Below are 17,324 nucleotides of genomic sequence, written 5' to 3' on the forward strand. Positions count from 1 at the left end.
CCTTCCGCCCGACCATGACCGCTCGTGACCTCCGGCCTGCGCAACCTCCTCCCCGATCTGTCCCCGTGGCGGGCCTCCGCCGACTTCCGCACGCTGTGGGTGTCCGGGTTGATCAGCAATTTCGGCAGCTTCCTCACCTTCGTGGCACTGCCCGTGCAGATGAAGGACCTCACCGGGTCCACGGTGGCCGTCGGGGCCGTCGGAGCGGTCCAGTTGGTGCCGCTGCTGGTGTTCGGGCTGTACGGCGGCGCTCTCGCGGACGCGCTGGACAAGCGGAAGCTGATCTGGTGGACGGAGGCCGGGCAGGGGCTGCTGAGCGCGGTGCTGCTGGGCAACGCGCTGCTGCCCCGCCCGGCCGTCTGGCCGCTGTACGCCGTCGCCGCCCTCTCGTCGGCGCTGGTCTCCGTCCAGCGGCCGGCCCTGGACTCGCTGTGGCCGCGGATCGTCGCCCACGACGACATGCCGGCCGCCGCCTCGCTCAACTCCCTGCGCTGGACGGTCGGCGGGGTCGCGGGACCGGCCGTGGCGGGCGTGGTCGTGGCGTACGCGGGGCTCGGCGCGGCCTACGCGGCGGACCTGGCGACGTTCGTGATCTCGTTGGCGTACGTCGTCCGCATCGCACCGTGCCCCGCCTCGCACGAGGCGAGTAAGCCGTCCCTGCGGTCCATCGCCGAGGGCGCCCGGTACGCCTGGAGCCGCAAGGAGCTGCTCGGCACCTACGCCGTCGACCTCGCGGCGATGTTCCTGGCGATGCCGCTCGCGGTGCTGCCCTTCCTCGCCGACGAACTGGACGCCGACTGGTCGCTGGGCCTGATGTACGCCACGGTCCCGCTGGGGTCGATGCTGGTGAGCCTGACCAGCGGCTGGACGTCGCGGGTGCACCGGCACGGGCTGATGGTGGTGCTGTCGGCCGCGCTGTGGGGCCTGGCGATCGCGGCCGTCGGCGTCGTCGGCAACATCTGGCTGGTGCTGCTGTTCCTGACCGTGGCCGGTGGCTGCGACATGGTCAGCGGGATCTTCCGCGGGGCCATGTGGAACCAGACGATCCCGGACGAGCTGCGCGGCCGGCTGGCCGGGATCGAGCTGCTGTCGTACTCGGTCGGACCGACCGTCGGGCAGGTCCGCTCGGGCGGTTTCGCCGCCTGGTGGGGGGTGCGGGCGTCCGTCTGGTCCGGCGGGCTGCTGTGCGCGGGCGCGGTGGGGCTGCTGGCGCTGTGCCTGCCGAAGCTGATGACGTACGACGTACGGACGAACGAGCACGCGACCCGCCTGCGCGCCCTACGGACCGCGTCCGCACCGGCGGCGGCGGAGGCCTGACCACCTGGCGTCCGTGCCCGGGGAAGGCCTTTCCCCCGCCGGGGTCGTGAGCAAGCGACGCGGAAGAAGAGGCCGGCACGCGGCCGAGCCACCGTCGCCCGGACCCCGGGCACGCCGGTCAGCGCACGTCCGGCGCCGTCGGCGACACACCGCGTCGGCCGGACCGCGGCCCTCACCGGCCGGCCGCAGCCCCGGCCCCCTCCGTCCGCGCTCCCGGCCGCCTGGCGCCAGGTCACAGCGCAGCGCTTCTCCCTGCTGAGGGAACGCGAGCACGCGGCACGAAAGCAGAAGCGGCACACGGCCGAGCCGGCGCCACCGGGGCCCGGGCGGGCCGCCAGGCCGGCGTCCGTTTCCGGCCCGCCGGGGTGCCGTTCCGGGGGCGGGTCAGTCGTCGTCCTTCGTGCCGCCGGCCGGCGCGTCGTGCCAGCGGGGGTCGTTCTCCCACTGGAGGTTGCGCTCGCGGGCGCTCTCCATCGCGTGCTCGGCCTCCGCACGGGTGGTGTACGGCCCGAAGCGGTCCTTGGCCGGGCACTCCGGGCCCTCCTCGACCTTCTTGTGCTGCAGGCAGTAGTACCACTCGCCGGGTTTTCCGGCCGTCCGCTTCTTGAACAGGGCCATGACCAGCTCCTCTCGCCACGGACATATTCCCCCGCGCCCGCTGGTTAGACTCGCTGGCATGTCTGGCCAGTCGCTGCTCGTCCCAGGGGAGCTGTCCCCCACCCGCCCGGTCCCCGGAAACATCCGTCGCCCCGAGTACGTCGGCAAGCCCGCGCCGACGCCGTACACCGGGCCGGAGGTGCAGACGCCCGAGACCGTCGAGGCGATGCGGATCGCCGGGCGTATCGCCGCGCGGGCCATGGAGGAGGCCGCGAAGCTCATCGCGCCGGGCGTGACCACGGACCAGTTGGACAAGGTCGCCCACGAGTACATGTGCGACCACGGCGCCTACCCGTCGACGCTCGGTTACCGCGGCTTCCCCAAGTCGTTGTGCACCAGCGTCAACGAGGTCATCTGCCACGGCATCCCCGACTCGACGGTGCTCAGGGACGGCGACATCGTCAACCTGGACGTGACGGCGTACATCGGCGGGGTGCACGGCGACAACAACGCCACCTACCTGGTCGGCGACGTGGACGAGGAGTCACGGCTGCTGGTCGAGCGGACCCGGGAGTCCCTCAACCGGGCGATCAAGGCCGTGAGGCCCGGCCGGCAGATCAACGTCATCGGCCGGGTCATCGAGTCCTACGCCAAGCGCTTCGGGTACGGCGTGGTCCGGGACTTCACCGGGCACGGCATCAACTCGTCGTTCCACTCCGGCCTGATCGTCCCGCACTACGACAGCCCGCACGCCACCACGGTCATGAAGCCGGGGATGACCTTCACGATCGAGCCGATGCTGACGCTGGGCACGCACGAGTACGACATGTGGGACGACGGCTGGACCGTGGTGACCAAGGACCGCAAGCGCACGGCCCAGTTCGAGCACACCCTGGTGGTGACCGAGACCGGCGCGGACATCCTCACGCTGCCGTAGCCTCTAGCGTTCCGGCTCGCGCTCCAGGTACACCCGGCCCCCCACCTCGACCCACCCGTGCGGCTGCGGGGCCGTGAGGAGCTGGGAGCCCGAGCCCTGGGTGATGTTGAGGGCGCGGCCCAGTCGCTCGGTGAGCAGCAGGGCCGCCGCGCCCGTCGCCTCGTCCTCCTCGATGCCGTCGTTCCGGCCGGGGAAGGCGCGGGCGCGGATGCGGCCGGCGGACTCGTCCTCCCAGGCCCAGGCGTAAATCCATTCGCCGGGTGACGGCACGGGCAGCGCCTCGACCTCGGCGGCGGTGGCGTACTGGCGCAGGGTGCGCGGCGGCGCCCACTCCGGGCGGGCCTCGATCCAGCTGAACTCGCCGTCCAGGCGGGCGCCGACGACCCCGGCCGGGGTGACGAGTTCGGGTACGTCGAGCAGCCAGGCGGTGCCGACGCAGGGGTGACCGGCGAAGGGCAGGCGCAGCGTGGGCGTGTAGATGTCGATGACCCCGCGCTCGGGGTCGTCGACGAACACCGTCTCGCTGAAGCCGAGCTTCGCCGCGAAGGCCTGGCGGTCGTCCGGGTGGGGGATCCGCGAGCCGTCGCGGACGACGCCCAGCTCGTTGCCGTATCCCCCGTTGGCCGCGCAGAAGACGCGCAGCACGTCGTAGTCATTGACGTCCTCTCCCCCCTGAAGGCGGGAGATTCCCTCCCTGGCGTCCGCGATAGCGGTGCGCCTTGAGCCGGGTTCCTGTTTCACAGGGTCCTGCCTTCCGTCAGACGGAGGGACTTACGGTCCCTCCGCAGGCGTTTTCCCTCTCGGCCCGTCCGGCCGCGAGGACGATCCGGGCCGCGTTGACGTCCCGATCGTGGATGGTCTGACACGCCCCGCACGTCCACTCGCGGACGTTGAGGGGCTTGGGCCCGTCGATGACGAAACACACCGAGCAGGTCTGCGACGACGGCAGGAAGCGGTCCACCTTGCCGAAGGCGCGCCCGTACCGTGCGGACTTGTACTCCAGCATGGCAACGAACTGGGCCCACGCGGCGTCGTGAACCGACTTGGCGAGCCGTGTGCGGGCGAGGCCTTTCACCGCGAGGTCCTCGACGTAGACCGCTTGGGTATCGCGGACGATCGCCGTAGAAAGCTTGTGGTGGTGGTCCCGACGCGCGTCCGCGACCTTGGCGTGTGCCTTGGCTAAGCGGAGGACGGCCTTTCTGCGGTTGTTCGAGCCTTTTGCCTTGCGGGAGAGGGATCGCTGTGCCTTGCGGAGCTTGCGCTCGGCGCGGCGCAGGAACTTCGGTGCGGTGATCTTCCGGCCGTCGGAGAGGACCGCGAAGTGTGCGAGGCCCAGGTCGATCCCGATCTCGCCCGTGGCTTCCGGCAGGATTTGCGCTGGGTCGGTATGCACGACGAACGACGCGAAGTACCGGCCGGACGCGTCCTTGATCACGGTGACCGATGACGGATCCGACGGCAGGGCGCGGGACCAGCGGACCTTGATGTCGCCGATCTTCGCGACGTTCAGCCTGCCGTCGGGGCGCAGCCGGAAGCCGTTGCGAGTGAACCGGATCGCTTGCCGGTTGTCCTTGCGCGACCGGAACCGGGGTGCACCGACCTTCGGGCCCTTGCGGCGGCCAGTGACCGAGGCGAAGAAGTTCCGGTACGCGGTGTGCAGGTCGGCCAGTGCCTGCACCAGAACCACGCTGGACACCTCGGCGAGCCAAGCACGTTCGGGAGTCCGCTTCGCGGCGGTGATGACCTGCTTCTGAAGGTCGGCGTCCTTGAGGTACGGCATACCCGCGGCGTGGGCTTCCTGCCGAATACGCAGTCCGTCGTTGAACACCGTCCTGGCGCACCCGAACGCCCTTGCCAGCGCGATGCGCTGCCCCGGCGTCGGCTCGAGGCGGTAGTTGTACCTGAGCTGCATGTACATCAATGTACATGAAAGTCCATACCGGTACGTTGGGGCGCGTGAACGATGAACCTGTGGAAGTCTCCGTGGCCGACGCTCGCCGCCACCTCGCGGACGTCCTTAACGCCGCGTCCGCGCGTGGACGAATCACATACATCACCAGCCGCGGCCGCCGCGTGGCCGCCGTCGTGCCGCTCACCGTCGCCGAGAATGCGGAACGGGGGATCGGCGCTGCGCACCTCGCAGGGGAGGATGAGTCCACTCCACCCTGAAGGGTGAGTTCAGCAGCAAAGAACGTCCCGATCACGTGGGGAATTGAAACATCACCCGGGCGATGAGGGCGCCCCAGGCGGGGGGCGCAGCCAGGGAGGGGCCAGGAGTGCGTTAGGGCGCTTCGCATGTCCGGCGACAAGACGACTTGACCTGTTCTTTACCTACTCTTGGTGTCTACTTTTCGCCGTCGATATCAAGCCGTGTCTGTGATCTTTCCGTGCGAGCTGAATCACGGACCGGGTGGGTAGTACTGAGGTAAGCCTCAGGTAAGTTAGGGCAGCCTCACCACACCGTTTCGCTTGGAGCCCGCATGCGAGCCGTCCAGCTCACCGTCACCGCCGCCGCGACCGCGGCCGCTCTGACCGTCCTCTCGGCCTGCACGGCGAAGAGCGACGCCAAGGGCGGCGACGCCATCCAGGTGACCGCCGCCGACTCCACGTGCGACACCTCCGCCAAGTCGGTCCCGGCCGGCCAGGTCACGCTGCGGATCGAGAACAAGGGCAGCAAGGCCACCGAGGTCGAGATCGTCCTCCCGGACGGCCGGATCATCTCCGAGAAGGAGAACGTCGGCCCCGGCACCAAGTACACGCTGACCGCCGAGGTGAAGGCCGGCTCGTACGAGATCGCCTGCCGCCCGGGCATGAAGGGCCACGGTGTGCGGCAGAAGCTCACCGTCACGGGCGGCTCCACCGCCGCCAAGCGGAACCCGCAGCTCGACAAGGCGGTCGCCGACTACCGCGCCTACGCCCAGGACCAGGCCGACCAGACGCTGCCGCTGGTCGGGACGTTCGTGAAGGCGGTCAAGGACGGCGACCTGGAGGCCGCGAAGAAGGCCTACGCCCCCTCCCGGCTCGGCTGGGAGCGCACCGAGCCGGTCGCCGAGTCCTTCGGCGACATCGACCCCAAGGTCGACATCCGCGAGGACGGGCTGGAGTCCGGCCAGAAGTGGACCGGCTGGCACCGCCTGGAGAAGGCCCTGTGGAAGGACAAGAAGACCGGCGCCGAGGAGAAGGCGCTCGCCGACCAGCTGGTGACCGACCTGAAGGACTGGCAGAAGCGGGTCGGCAAGGCCGAGATCACCCCGACCTCCATGGCCAACGGCGCCAAGGAGCTGCTGGACGAGGTCGCCACCGGCAAGGTGACCGGCGAGGAGGAGGCCTACTCGCACACCGACCTCGTCGACTTCAAGGGCAACGTCGAGGGCGCGCAGAAGGCGTACGAGCTGCTCAAGCCGGTCGCACAGAAGAACGACCCGGCCCTCACCAAGGAACTGGACAAGCAGTTCGGCGCGCTGAACGCCCTGCTGGACAAGTACCGGTCGAACAGGACCTCGTACGACTTCGTCTCCTACGACAAGGTCACCGACGACCAGCAGAAGGAACTGTCGGACGCGGTGAACGCCCTCGCGGAACCCCTGTCCAAGCTCGCCGCGGCCGTCGTGAAGTAGGGGGACGACAACAGTGACGGACACCCAGGGAACCAGCCCCTCCCGCCGCGCCCTGATCGGCTGGGGCGGCGCCGGCCTCGCGCTCGGGGCCGCCGCGGCCGGCGGTGCGGTGGCGATGGCGAGGACCGGCGACGACGCCGACCCGGCCGCGGCCGACACCGGCGCGGCGGTGGACTTCCACGGCACCCACCAGGCGGGCATCGCCACACCGGTGCAGGACCGGCTGCACTTCGCCGCGTTCGACGTCAAGACCGACGACCGCGACGAGTTCGTGCGGATGCTGAAGGACTGGACGGCCGCCGCGCGCCGGATGACCTCCGGGAAGGCGGTCGGCGAGGGCGCGTACGGCGGGCTCGCCGAGGCACCGCCGGACGACACCGGTGAGGCGCTGGGGCTGAAGCCCTCACGGCTGACCCTGACGATAGGGTTCGGGCCCTCCCTGTTCGAGAAGTTCGGGCTGAAGGACAAGCGGCCGGCGGCCCTGGTCGACCTGCCCGCCTTCCCCGGCGACAACCTCGAGAAGTCCCGCACCGGCGGCGACCTGTGCATCCAGGCCTGCGCGGACGATCCGCAGGTCGCCGTGCACGCGATCCGCAACCTGGCCCGGATCGGCTTCGGCAAGGTCGCCATCCGCTGGTCCCAGCTGGGCTTCGGCAAGACCTCCTCGACCACGCCGGACGCCCAGACACCCCGCAACCTCATGGGGTTCAAGGACGGCACCCGCAACATCGCGGGCACGGAGACGGACCGGCTGAAGAAGTTCGTGTGGGTCGGCGACGGCGACGGCCCGGGGTGGATGACCGGCGGCTCGTACCTGGTCGCCCGGCGGATCCGGATGAACATCGAGACCTGGGACCGGACCTCGCTGCAGGAGCAGGAGGACGTCTTCGGCCGCGACAAGGGCGAAGGCGCCCCGGTCGGCAAGGCGAAGGAGCACGACGAGCCGTTCCTGAAGGCGATGAAGCCGGACGCGCACGTGCGCCTGGCGCACCCCGACTCCAACAACGGGATCACCATCCTGCGCCGGGGCTACTCCTTCACCGACGGCACAGACGGGCTCGGCCGCCTGGACGCGGGCCTGTTCTTCCTGGCCTACCAGCGCGACGTGCGCAAGGGGTTCATCCCGCTGCAGCGCAAGCTGGCGGGGCACGACGCGCTCAACGAGTACATCCAGCACGTGGGTTCGGCGGTGTTCGCCGTCCCGCCCGGCGTCCGCGACCAGGACGACTGGTGGGGCCGGACACTGCTCACCGAGGAGGCGTAGCCCGTGTTCTCCAACTATCTGATCGCTCTGCGCGAGGGCCTGGAGGCCAGCCTCGTCGTCTGCATCCTGATCGCCTATCTGGTCAAGACCGGCCGCAGGGACGCCCTGAAGCCGATCTGGATCGGCATCGGCACCGCGGTCGCCATCGCCATGGGCTTCGGCTGCGTCCTGGAGTTCGGCTCCCAGGAGCTGACGTTCAAGGCCCAGGAGGCGCTCGGCGGTTCCCTGTCGATCGTCGCGGTGGGCCTGGTGACCTGGATGGTGTTCTGGATGCGGCGCACCGCCCGGCACCTGAAGGCGGAACTGCACGGCAAGCTGGACGCGGCCCTCGCGATGGGCACGGGCGCGCTGGTCGCGACGGCGTTCCTGGCCGTGGGCCGCGAAGGCCTGGAGACCGCCCTCTTCCTGTGGGCGTCGGTGCACTCGGCCTCCGACGGCACCCCGCGCCCGCTGGTCGGCGCGGCGCTCGGCCTGGCGACGGCGGTGCTCCTCGGCTGGCTGTTCTACCGGGGCGCCCTGAAGATCAACCTCGCCAAGTTCTTCACCTGGACCGGCGGCATGCTGGTCGTGGTCGCGGCGGGCGTGCTCGCCTACGGTTTCCACGATCTGCAGGAGGCCGCCATCATCCCGGGCCAAACCGACCTGGCCTTCGACATCAGCGATGTCATCCCGCCGCTGAGCTGGTACGGCATCCTGCTCAAGGGCGTCCTCAACTTCCAGCCCGATCCGACCGTCGTACAGGTCACGGTGTGGTTGCTGTATCTGGTACCGACGCTCGCGGTGTTCCTCGCTCCGTCGGACTTCTTCGCCCAGCTGCGCGGCAAGTCGCAGCCGGCGCCGCCCGCGGCGCACGACAAGGCCTGAGTCACGGCAAGGCCTGAGCGCCGGACCGCCGCCCGGGGCACCCGGCGTCCGTACACCGTTCCCTCCCGGTAGGGTTCGCCTCCGGGAAGGGGAAGGTGAAGGGACCCGATGAGCAGGGATCGCAGCCCTCGCGGGCTTCGCAGGCGTGACCGGAACACACTCATAGCGGCTTCGCTGACCGCTTTGTCGCTGACGGCGAGCGGATGCATGGTGGTGCACGGGGAGCGCGAGGTGCTCCCCGCCGCGACCCGCGCCGAGGCCGCGAAGGCACTGCGGCAGTTCACGGACGCGTACAACAAGGCCGACAAGGCGTACGACCGTTCCCTGGACGCCGACCACGTCACGGGCGCGTTCGGCGACATCGACGGGGCCCGGCTGAAGGCGGGGCAGATCAACAGCCCGGGCGGCAATCCGGCGCACACGCCGCTGAAGCTGTCGGACGCGAAGTTCACCATCGTCAAGAAGGCGGGCTGGCCCCGCTGGTTCGTCGCGGACACCGCCGCCAACAAGGGCGGTTCCGTCCGCTGGCTGTTCGTCTTCACCCGCGGCGACCTGGCCGAGCCGTGGCAGGCGGCGTACGTGACGCTGGTGGCCCCCGGCAGCGTGCCGGAGTTCAAGAAGGACGCGGACGGCTGGGGCGAGGCCGTCCCCGCGACCTCGGCGTCACTGGCGGTCGAGCCGCAGGCGCTGAGCCAGGACTACGCGACGTACCTCAAGAGCGGCGGGAGCAGCTTCGCGGACGGCGCGCACACCAGCGGGTGGCGCGCGGACCGCGCGAAGAGCGCCAGGAAGCCGGGTCTGGTCACGCAGTACATCGACGAACCGCTGACGCGCGGCGACTACGCGCCGCTGGCCCTGCGCACGGCGGACGGCGGGGCGCTGGTGTTCTTCACCACGCACCACTACGAGAAGGAGACCGCCGCCGCGGGCACCTCCGTGCCCTCCAGGGGCGCCGACGTCAAGGCCCTGACCAAGGGCGAGGTCAAGCAGTCCCTGACGCTGGAGTTCGTCTCCAACGAGGTCGCCCTGGACCCGAAGCCGGGCGGCAAGGTGTCGCTGCTGGGCCGCATCCAGGGTCTGACGGGCGCTCAGGGCAGCTAGGGGGTTCAGTGCCGCAGGGGCCAGGCCGCCGCCGGGTGGCCGGGTTCCTGGCCCGCGTGGCGGGCGCAGGCGTCGGTGAGGGCCTCCAGCAGGCTCAGCGGGTCGGGCAGCGGATGCTCCGGGCCGCGTACCCAGCGCACCGCCTTGCCGTCGCCGGGCAGCCGGGCCGGGGGGACCAGCACGTACGAGCCCCGGCAGTGCCAGCGCAGGCCCGGGTGCTCGTCCATCGTCTCGGGGTGGCAGTCCAGTTCGCAGGGCCACCACTCGTCCTCGTCCTCGGGCGTGCCCCGGGTGAGGGTGAAGAACAGCATGCGGCCGTCGTCGCTCTCGGCGACCGGACCGACCTCGACGCCGGAGCCGAGCAGCCGCTCCAGGGCCTCCCGGCCGGCCTCCGCCGGCACGTCGAGGACGTCGTGCACCATGCCGGTGGCGGTGATGAAGTTGGCCTCCGGCTGGTGCCGGGCCCAACGCTCGATCTGGGCGCGGTCGGTGGTGGACTGCGTCTGCCAGGCGAAGGACACGGGGTGCCGGGCAGGAGTCGGACAGCCGACCCGGTCGCAGGAGCAGCGGTAGCCGGGCGCGGGGTGCGCGGCGGGCGCGAGCGGCAGTCCCGCTTCGGCGGCGGCCAGCAGCAGGGCCTCACGGCCGCCGTCGTCGGCGGTCTCCTTCGGGCGGCGGCCACGCAGCCACTGGGAGAGTCTGCCCTGCCGGCCGGACCGGCCGTCGAACGTCCCGCTCATCTATCGCCTCGCATCGCTGTTGTGCGGACAGCATGCCCCATGGTCCCACCTTCCCGTGCGCCGGGGGCATCCGGGGCAAGGGTGACCATGCGGTCAGCGCGGGGCGAACCCGGGCCGTGACCCGGTGTCAGGAGCGCTCCGGCTCCGGTGCCGGCGGCCACGCGTCGCCCCAGTCCGCGTCCCGGGCCGCCCGGTACAGGTCGCCGTGGCGTTTGGTGACCGTGGTGCGGCGCTTGTGCTCGTCGGCCTCGCACAGGTCGAGGAGGACCTGGCCCTTGCGGATCTGCGGGCGCCGGACGACGCGCGCGGGCGCGGGGACGGCGGGGAGGCGGGTGGCGGCGACGTAGCTGAACTTCTCGTCCTCGTAGGCCAGCGAGCCGCCCTTGACCTGCCGGTGCAGGGAGGAGCGGCTGACCCGCGCGGAGAAGTGGCACCAGTCCGTGCCGGGGGCGAGGGGACAGACGGCGCTGTGCGGGCAGGGCGCGGCGATCCGGAAGCCTGCCTCGACGAGCCGGTCGCGGGCCTCGATGACCCGGGCGTGACCGGCCGGGGTGCCCGCCTCGACGATCACGACGGCCTGGGCGGACCGCGCGGCGGCGTCGACGAGGGCGGTGCGGTCGGGCTCGGTGAGTTCGTTGAGGACGTAGGAGACGGTGACCAGGTCGGCCGGGTCGAGGGTGAGGGCGGCGCCGATGCGGGCGCGTTGCCAGCGGGCGTTCCCGAGTTCCGGGTGGGCGGCGGCGAGCTCCTCGCCGAGCGCGAGCGCGGGCGCGGCCCAGTCCAGCACGGTCACCGGCCGGGTCCCCGCCCAGGTGGCGCTGACCGCCCAGGTCGCCGCGCCGGTGCCGCCGCCGACGTCGACGTGGCTGCCCGGCGTCCATCCCGGTACGGCGTCCGCGAACGCCGCCAGCGCCGAGCGCACCGCCTCGAAGGTGGCCGGCATCCGGTAGGCGGCGTACGCGGCGACGTCCGCGCGGTCCCGGAGGATCGGCGCGTCGGTCGGGGTGTCTCCCCGGTAGTTGGCGATCAGCCGTTCCACGGCTCCGGCGGCCTGCTTGGGCGGGAGTCCGTCGAGCAGGCCGGTGAGGGTCGCGCGGAGGGTGTCGGCTGCGGAGGCGGGGGCGTTCACCCGCCGATTCTCTCAGGCGTCCCGGACCGCCCTCGCCAGACGGGTCGCCGCCGCCGCCCTGGGCCCGCTGTCCGGTGGCCGTCTACGCGGGTGCACCGTGTTCGCCAGCAGCACGAGGAAGGTGTCCGTCGCCGGGTCCAGCACCAGGGACGTCCCCGTGAAGCCCGTATGGCCAGCCGCTCCCCTGCCCGCCAGCTCGCCCATGAACCACGGCTGGTCCACGGCGAAGCCGAGGCCGGGCGGGGTCAGCAGGAGTTCCACGAAGTCGGGGCCGAGGATCCGCGCGGGGCCGTACGCCCCGCCCGCGAGGAGGGTGCGGCAGAAGATCGCCAGGTCCGTGGCCGTGCCGAACAGGCCCGCGTGGCCGGCCACCCCGCCCAGCGCCCAGGCGTTCTCGTCGTGGACGACGCCCCGCACCATCCCCCGGTCCGCCTTGGCCCATGGCCGCCGCTGGTCCTCGGTGGCCGCGGCGTCCGGGCACGGCCCGAAGGCGGTCGCGGTCATCCCCAGCGGCCGGGTGATCCCCTCGTGCACCAGGACGTCGAGGGTGCGGCCGGTGATGCGCTCCAGCACGAACTGCAGCAGCAGCATGTTCAGGTCGGAGTAGAGGTGGGTCCCCGGTGGCTCGACCGGCGCCTCGGCCCGCAGCAGCGCCAGCCGTGCGGTGTCGTCCGCGCACGCGTACAGCGGCAGCTCGGGGCGCAGCCCGGAGGTGTGGGTGAGCAGCTGCCGTACGGTGATGCCGTGCTCGGCGGCGGCGCGGAACTCCGGGAGGTACGCGCCCACCAGGGCGTCGATGCCGAGGGTGCCCCGTTCGATCTGCTGGACGGCGGCGACCGAGGTGAACAGCTTGGTGAGGGAGGCCAGGTCGAAGGGGGTGTCGACGGTCATGGGCACCCGGGCGGCGCGCGGCGGTTCCACACCCGCGTCGCTCTGCGGGTCGTAGGCGGTGTACCGCACCGCCCAGCCCGCCGCCTCCCGCACGGCGATCACCGGCCCGCGCCCGGCCACCACGACGACGCCCGCCGCCCAGGGGCGGTCGCCGGTGGTGAGGTCGCGGACCTCCCGGGCCAGATGGCCGAGTTCCGTGGGGTCGAGCCCGGCCCGTTCCGGGGTGTCGACGCGCAGTCTCGGTGCGCTCAGCTCTCCGCTCCCTCCATCCTCGTACGCCTGTTCCAGGGTCGGCACATTCCCACGAAGCACGCCAGCGCAACCAGTGCCCCCGCCAACTGGACCACCGCCATCGGTACGGCGGTGTGCTCCCCGGCGACGCCGACGAGCGGCGAGGCGACCGCTCCGACGAGGAAGGAGGAGGTGCCGAGCAGCGCGGAGGCGGAGCCGGCGGCGTGCCGGGTGCGCAGCAGGGCGAGGGACTGGGCGTTGGGCAGGGTGAAGCCCATCGCGGACATCAGCACGAACAGGGCGGCGGCGACGGGAGCGAGACCGACGTGCCCGAAGACGCCGGCGGACATCAGCAGCAGCGCGGTGGCGGCCAGGGTGGTGACGGTCAGGCCGACGGCGAGCACCGCGTCGAGCCGGACCCGGCCGACCAGGATCTTGCCGTTGACCTGCCCGGCTATGACCAGGCCGACGGAGTTGATGCCGAACAGCAGGCTGAAGGTCTGCGGGGAGGCGCCGTAGATCTCCTGGATCACGAACGGGGAGGCGCTCACGTAGGCGAAGAGCGCGGCGAAGGCGAAGCCGCCGGCGAGCATGTAGCCGGTGAAGGGCAGGTCGGTGAGCAGCGCGCGCATCCCGCGCAGTGCCGCACCGACACCGCCGCCGTGGCGCCGCGCGGGCGGCAGGGTCTCGGGCAGCCGGAACCAGACGACGCCGGTCAGCAGGGTCCCGACCACCGTGAGGACCACGAACACGCCCCGCCAGTCCGTGAACCGCAGGATCTGTCCGCCGATCAGCGGCGCGACGATGGGCGCCACCCCGGAGACGAGCATGAGGTTGGAGAAGAAGCGGGCCATGGCCACGCCGTCGTACATGTCCCGGACGACCGCCCGCGCGATGACGATCCCGGCCGCGCCCGCGAGACCCTGGACCAGCCGGAAGGCGACCAGGGTCGCCACGGTGGGCGCGAGGGCGCACAGGGCGGTGGCCACCACGTAGACGGCGAGGCCGATGAGCAGTGGGCGCCTGCGGCCCCACCGGTCGCTCATCGGGCCGACCACGAGCTGCCCGAGCGCCATCCCGGCCAGGCAGGCGGTGAGCGTGAGCTGGATCGTCGCGGCGGGTGCGTGCAGGGAGCGGGTGACCGCCGGAAGGGACGGGAGGTACATGTCCATGGCCAGCGGGGGCGTCGCGGTGAGGCCGCCGAGCATGAGGACGAGCAGGAGGCCGGCGCGGCGCGTGGCCGGGGCGGCCGGCTGCCGCGGCTCGGACCCCTCCCCCAGCCCCGGTGTCGACGCCGTCGCGTGCTCGCCCATGTGCCCCTCCCTCTACGACCCGACCGCCACCTATGCTCTCAGCTCGGAGAACACCGGTCGTACACAGTGCCGGGGATCACATGAGCGAGGGGTGGGGATGGCGGAGCAGAGCGTGCGGTGGGGAATCCTGGCCACGGGCGGGATCGCCGCCGCGTTCGCGGCGGACCTGGTGGACCTGCCCGACGCGGAGCTGGTGGCGGTGGCCTCCCGAAACGAGGAGTCGGCTCGGGCGTTCGCGGAGCGGTTCGGGATCCCGCGGGCGTACGGCGACTGGGAGTCGCTGGCGAAGGACGGGGACATCGATGTCGTGTACGTCGCCACCCCGCACTCGGCACACCGGGTGGCGGCCGGCCTGTGCCTGGAGGCGGGGCGGAACGTGCTGTGCGAGAAGCCGTTCACGCTGAACCTGCGCGAGGCCGAGGAACTGGTCGGGTCGGCGCGGGAACGCGGTCGCTTCCTGATGGAGGCGATGTGGATGTACTGCAACCCGCTGATCCGGCGGCTGAAGGCGCTGGTCGACGACGGCGCGATCGGCGAAGTACGCACCGTGCAGGCCGACTTCGGCCTCGCCGGACCCTTCCCGCCCGCGCACCGGCTGCGGGACCCGGCGCTCGGCGGCGGTGCGTTGCTCGACCTGGGCGTGTACCCGGTGTCGTTCGCGCACCTGCTGCTCGGCGCGCCGTCCGACGTGACCGCGCGGGCCACGTTGTCCGCCGAGGGCGTCGACCTGCAGACGGGCGCCCTGCTGTCCTTCGGCGACGGCGCGCTCGCCTCGGTGCACTGCTCGATCGTGGGCGGTACGTCCGTCTCGGCGTCGGTGACGGGTTCGCGGGGCCGTATCGACATCCCGGACGGCTTCTTCCACCCCGACCGGTTCGTGCTGCACCGCGACGGCCGTGCCCCCGAGGAGTTCGCCGCCGACCCGGCCGACGGGCCGCGCAGCAGCCTGAGGCACGAGGCGAAGGAGGTCATGCGGGCGCTGCGGGCCGGAGAGACGGAGTCCCCGCTGGTGCCGCTGGACGGCACGCTCGCGGTGATGCGGACGCTGGACGCGATACGGGAGCGGATCGGGGTGCGTTATCCCGGTGAACTCGACACGGGAGCCTCGTACGCTCCCGCGCCGTGACGGACACGCGGACGAGGATCGCAGTGGTGACCGGCGCCGGTTCCGGCTTCGGACGGGCGGTCGCCGTGGAACTGCTGCGGACCGATTGGACGGTGGCGCCGGCGGGACGGCGTACGGAGGGCACCTCCCGCTCGAGCGAAGCCGAGAGTGGGGCAGGATCCTGCCCCTTCATCCGCCGGTACGCCGCCTGCGCGTCCGTCCGGCACATGGCCGAACTGCCGCTGGAGGCGAACGTGCAGTTCGCGACGGTCCTGGCGACGACGATGCCGTACGTGGGGCGGGGCTGAGCACCGACGCCCCGTCACTCCCTCGCCCCGCACAAACGGAATTGCAACATCCGCGCTATTGCGGGCGATAGGGACCCTATGCTCAAATTTCCTTCACCAGAGCTTCACAGTTGGACCTCTGGTATTCGCTGACCACACCGATGGGGGGGTGGCGGCAGCCGTTCCACCGCACCGGGCTGGGGGTGGACCTCGCGCGGAGCGCGGGTACGCACCGGTGGGTGGATCGGCTGCCGCTTGAGCAGACCGGGGGTCGGCCGCCTTTTTCCGCCTGCTGCGGAGCGCCATTGCGCCTGCCATGGAGCGCCTGTTGCGCATGGTCGCGGCGTTGCCGGGTTGTCGAGGCGGGGCCGCGTCATGGCCCTTGCCCGCCCTTGCGGGCGGGCATGCGGGCGGGCCGGGGGGTGTGCCGTTCGGCCTCAGCCCGGCTGCTCCGTGTCCGACTTGCCCCTCGCGTCGGGCTTGGCCTTGGTCCGGACTCGGCTTTCGCGCCGGGTACGGCTGACGCGCCGGGTGCGGCTTACGCGTCCGGCGCGGCCTTCGCGTCCGGACCGGCCTTCGCGCCGGGTGCGGCCTCGGCATCGCGCTTGGCCTTCGCACCGGGCATGGCCTTCCCGTCGGGCTTGGCCTTCGTCTCCGGCACCCCGTCCACAACCGCGGCAGCCCTGCGCCGTCGCAGGGCCCACGCGCCCGCGCCCAGCAACGCGACCGCCCCGCCGGCCCCTTCCAGCAGCCGCCAGGCCGACGAGCCCCCCGAGGGCGTCCCCGGCGCCCCGGCGGCCGGCTGGGCCCCCTTGCGCTTCGGAGCCGGGCTCGCGCTCGCGCTCACCTTCGCGCCGCCCTCGCTGAGCGGCTCGACCAGCGCGCCGACCGGCTGCGCCGAACGCCCCCTGCCGAAGCCCCAGTCGAGCAGTGCGGCGGTCTCCTCGTACACGGCGTTGCCCCCGCTCTTGGGGTGCATCACCGTGACGAGCAGAGTACGCCCGCCGCGTACGGCCGCGCCGGTGAACGTGTTGCCGGCATGGCTGGTGTAGCCGTTCTTCACCCCGATGAGACCGTCGTAGGTGTCCAGCCCCCAGGCCCCCGTCAGCAGCCGGTCGGTGTTCTGGATCTGGAAGGTCTTCTTGCCGCCCGCCGGGAAGTCGGCGGTCCGCGTACCGCAGTAGCCCCGGAAGTCCCCGTCCTTCAGCCCGTGCCGGGCGAACAGGGTGAGGTCGTACGCCGAGGAGAGCTGGCCCTTGTGGTCGAAGCCGTCGGGGCTGACCACATGGGTGTCCAGGGCCTGCAGGTCCTCCGCCTTGGCCTGCATCTCGGCGACCGTCTTCGCCAGCCCGCCGTTGAGGTGGGCGAGGACGTGCACCGCGTCGTTGCCGGAGCGCAGGAACACGCCCTGCCAGAGCTGGTGGACGCTGTAGGTGATGCCGGGCTTGACGCCGACCAGGCTGGAACCGGCCGGGACGTCGGCCAGGTCGGCGTCGGTGACCTTGTACTTCAGGCCGCGGTCCAGTTTCTTCAGCACCGTGTCCGCGAACAGCATCTTCAGCGTGGAGGCGGGTGCGAGACGCTGGTGGGCGTTGAACGAGGCGAGCACCTCGCCGGTGTCGTGGTCGGCGACGAGCCAGGACCGGGCGGTCAGTTTCCTGGGCAGCCCGGTGGCGCCACTCACCTGGACCCCTGGGCGGGCCAGTCGCACACCGCCTATGGCCGTCGCCGCGGAGGCGGGGCCGGCTGCCGACAGGGGAAGGGCGGCGGCCGTCAGACCGAGGAGGGCACGCCGACTGAGCCGAGAACAATCATGCACTCCGGGACCGTACACCGAGGCCGACATAGGAAAATCTGACCGCCTACCCGTTTTCTCAGCCCTGACACACGTTTTACCAAGGTCCACTCAAAGGTTCCTCCATAGCTTGGCG

Annotated in this window: 16 protein-coding genes and 1 pseudogene; 9 read left to right on the top strand and 8 right to left on the bottom strand. The window is 71.8% G+C overall.

Features of this window, described 5'->3' with window-relative positions; translation table 11 throughout:
* Positions 1 to 24 precede the first annotated feature (24 nt).
* Positions 25 to 1,317 carry an MFS transporter gene (locus ACFYZQ_RS02280; protein ID WP_389140704.1) on the top strand — a complete coding sequence of 431 codons (1,293 nt, stop codon included), beginning with the start codon at positions 25 to 27 and terminating at the stop codon, positions 1,315 to 1,317.
* Between the two features lie 384 nt (positions 1,318 to 1,701).
* Here the strand turns inward: ACFYZQ_RS02280 and ACFYZQ_RS02285 are convergent, their stop codons facing one another.
* Positions 1,702 to 1,935 (bottom strand): hypothetical protein, encoded by a 234-nt coding sequence (locus ACFYZQ_RS02285; RefSeq protein WP_389140706.1) that lies wholly within the window; start codon positions 1,933 to 1,935, stop codon positions 1,702 to 1,704.
* A 58-nt stretch (positions 1,936 to 1,993) separates the two neighbouring features.
* On the opposite strand from ACFYZQ_RS02285, the gene map reads away from it, so the two are divergent.
* Positions 1,994 to 2,851: a type I methionyl aminopeptidase gene (gene map / locus ACFYZQ_RS02290; RefSeq protein ID WP_389140708.1), complete on the top strand. Its 858-nt coding sequence runs from the start codon at positions 1,994 to 1,996 to the stop codon at positions 2,849 to 2,851.
* Between the two features lie 3 nt (positions 2,852 to 2,854).
* Here the strand turns inward: map and ACFYZQ_RS02295 are convergent, their stop codons facing one another.
* Both ACFYZQ_RS02295 and ACFYZQ_RS02300 read right to left on the bottom strand, forming a co-directional pair.
* Positions 2,855 to 3,538: a PhzF family phenazine biosynthesis protein gene (locus ACFYZQ_RS02295; RefSeq protein ID WP_389141854.1), complete on the bottom strand. Its 684-nt coding sequence runs from the start codon at positions 3,536 to 3,538 to the stop codon at positions 2,855 to 2,857.
* A gap of 70 nt (positions 3,539 to 3,608) precedes the next feature.
* Positions 3,609 to 4,763: an RNA-guided endonuclease InsQ/TnpB family protein gene (locus ACFYZQ_RS02300; protein ID WP_389140710.1), complete on the bottom strand. Its 1,155-nt coding sequence runs from the start codon at positions 4,761 to 4,763 to the stop codon at positions 3,609 to 3,611.
* 14 nt (positions 4,764 to 4,777) lie between these two features.
* On the opposite strand from ACFYZQ_RS02300, the gene ACFYZQ_RS02305 reads away from it, so the two are divergent.
* From ACFYZQ_RS02305 to ACFYZQ_RS02325, 5 genes are all read left to right on the top strand, one after another.
* Positions 4,778 to 5,020, top strand: coding sequence for a type II toxin-antitoxin system prevent-host-death family antitoxin (locus tag ACFYZQ_RS02305; protein WP_389140712.1), 243 nt, complete (start codon positions 4,778 to 4,780; stop codon positions 5,018 to 5,020).
* A 311-nt stretch (positions 5,021 to 5,331) separates the two neighbouring features.
* On the top strand, positions 5,332 to 6,468 hold the full coding sequence (gene efeO / locus ACFYZQ_RS02310; RefSeq protein WP_389140714.1) for an iron uptake system protein EfeO: 1,137 nt from the start codon (positions 5,332 to 5,334) through the stop codon (positions 6,466 to 6,468).
* A 13-nt stretch (positions 6,469 to 6,481) separates the two neighbouring features.
* Entirely contained in the window at positions 6,482 to 7,732 is a 1,251-nt protein-coding gene (efeB, locus tag ACFYZQ_RS02315; RefSeq protein WP_389140716.1) for an iron uptake transporter deferrochelatase/peroxidase subunit, read from the top strand.
* Between the two features lie 3 nt (positions 7,733 to 7,735).
* A complete protein-coding gene (efeU, locus tag ACFYZQ_RS02320; RefSeq protein ID WP_389140718.1) occupies positions 7,736 to 8,596 on the top strand; it encodes an iron uptake transporter permease EfeU in 861 nt (286 codons plus the stop codon).
* A 108-nt stretch (positions 8,597 to 8,704) separates the two neighbouring features.
* Positions 8,705 to 9,697 (top strand): hypothetical protein, encoded by a 993-nt coding sequence (locus ACFYZQ_RS02325; protein ID WP_389140720.1) that lies wholly within the window; start codon positions 8,705 to 8,707, stop codon positions 9,695 to 9,697.
* 5 nt (positions 9,698 to 9,702) lie between these two features.
* Here ACFYZQ_RS02325 and ACFYZQ_RS02330 read toward each other — a convergent pair whose 3' ends face one another.
* The 4 genes from ACFYZQ_RS02330 to ACFYZQ_RS02345 form a co-directional block, all read right to left on the bottom strand.
* The gene (locus ACFYZQ_RS02330; protein WP_389140722.1) at positions 9,703 to 10,437 is read right to left on the bottom strand and encodes a bifunctional DNA primase/polymerase; all 735 of its coding nucleotides are present in this window, start codon (positions 10,435 to 10,437) and stop codon (positions 9,703 to 9,705) included.
* 127 nt (positions 10,438 to 10,564) lie between these two features.
* Complete coding sequence (locus ACFYZQ_RS02335; RefSeq protein WP_389140724.1) at positions 10,565 to 11,566, bottom strand: small ribosomal subunit Rsm22 family protein; 1,002 nt, start codon at positions 11,564 to 11,566, stop codon at positions 10,565 to 10,567.
* Positions 11,567 to 11,578: 12 nt separating this feature from the next.
* Complete coding sequence (locus tag ACFYZQ_RS02340) at positions 11,579 to 12,754, bottom strand: serine hydrolase domain-containing protein (RefSeq protein ID WP_389140726.1); 1,176 nt, start codon at positions 12,752 to 12,754, stop codon at positions 11,579 to 11,581.
* On the bottom strand, positions 12,706 to 14,001 hold the full coding sequence (locus ACFYZQ_RS02345) for a multidrug effflux MFS transporter (protein WP_389140728.1): 1,296 nt from the start codon (positions 13,999 to 14,001) through the stop codon (positions 12,706 to 12,708). The genes ACFYZQ_RS02340 and ACFYZQ_RS02345 overlap by 49 nt, the downstream gene beginning before the upstream one ends.
* Before the next feature lie 97 nt (positions 14,002 to 14,098).
* On the opposite strand from ACFYZQ_RS02345, the gene ACFYZQ_RS02350 reads away from it, so the two are divergent.
* Together ACFYZQ_RS02350 and ACFYZQ_RS02355 are read left to right on the top strand one after the other, a co-directional pair.
* Positions 14,099 to 15,127, top strand: coding sequence for a Gfo/Idh/MocA family protein (locus tag ACFYZQ_RS02350; RefSeq protein WP_389140730.1), 1,029 nt, complete (start codon positions 14,099 to 14,101; stop codon positions 15,125 to 15,127).
* Between the two features lie 194 nt (positions 15,128 to 15,321).
* Positions 15,322 to 15,414, top strand: a pseudogene (locus tag ACFYZQ_RS02355) (3-oxoacyl-ACP reductase); the annotation flags it as partial.
* A gap of 517 nt (positions 15,415 to 15,931) precedes the next feature.
* Here ACFYZQ_RS02355 and ACFYZQ_RS02360 read toward each other — a convergent pair.
* Complete coding sequence (locus ACFYZQ_RS02360) at positions 15,932 to 17,239, bottom strand: D-alanyl-D-alanine carboxypeptidase family protein (protein WP_389140732.1); 1,308 nt, start codon at positions 17,237 to 17,239, stop codon at positions 15,932 to 15,934.
* Positions 17,240 to 17,324: the final 85 nt, after the last annotated feature.

Origin of the sequence: Streptomyces sp. NPDC001843, from assembly GCF_042891955.1 — a bacterium.
Taxonomy (GTDB): Bacteria; Actinomycetota; Actinomycetes; order Streptomycetales; family Streptomycetaceae; genus Streptomyces.

Bases quoted from the DNA above. Each gene is read 5' to 3' on its own strand.
- ACFYZQ_RS02325 (WP_389140720.1), top strand. From the start codon at position 8,705: ATGAGCAGGGATCGCAGCCCTCGCGGGCTTCGCAGGCGTGACCGGAAC.
- ACFYZQ_RS02300 (WP_389140710.1), bottom strand. From the start codon at position 4,763: ATGCAGCTCAGGTACAACTACCGCCTCGAGCCGACGCCGGGGCAGCGC.
- ACFYZQ_RS02360 (WP_389140732.1), bottom strand. From the start codon at position 17,239: ATGTCGGCCTCGGTGTACGGTCCCGGAGTGCATGATTGTTCTCGGCTC.
- efeO (WP_389140714.1), top strand. From the start codon at position 5,332: ATGCGAGCCGTCCAGCTCACCGTCACCGCCGCCGCGACCGCGGCCGCT.
- ACFYZQ_RS02345 (WP_389140728.1), bottom strand. From the start codon at position 14,001: ATGGGCGAGCACGCGACGGCGTCGACACCGGGGCTGGGGGAGGGGTCC.
- map (WP_389140708.1), top strand. From the start codon at position 1,994: ATGTCTGGCCAGTCGCTGCTCGTCCCAGGGGAGCTGTCCCCCACCCGC.
- ACFYZQ_RS02285 (WP_389140706.1), bottom strand. From the start codon at position 1,935: ATGGCCCTGTTCAAGAAGCGGACGGCCGGAAAACCCGGCGAGTGGTAC.
- ACFYZQ_RS02330 (WP_389140722.1), bottom strand. From the start codon at position 10,437: ATGAGCGGGACGTTCGACGGCCGGTCCGGCCGGCAGGGCAGACTCTCC.
- ACFYZQ_RS02350 (WP_389140730.1), top strand. From the start codon at position 14,099: ATGGCGGAGCAGAGCGTGCGGTGGGGAATCCTGGCCACGGGCGGGATC.
- ACFYZQ_RS02305 (WP_389140712.1), top strand. From the start codon at position 4,778: ATGAAAGTCCATACCGGTACGTTGGGGCGCGTGAACGATGAACCTGTG.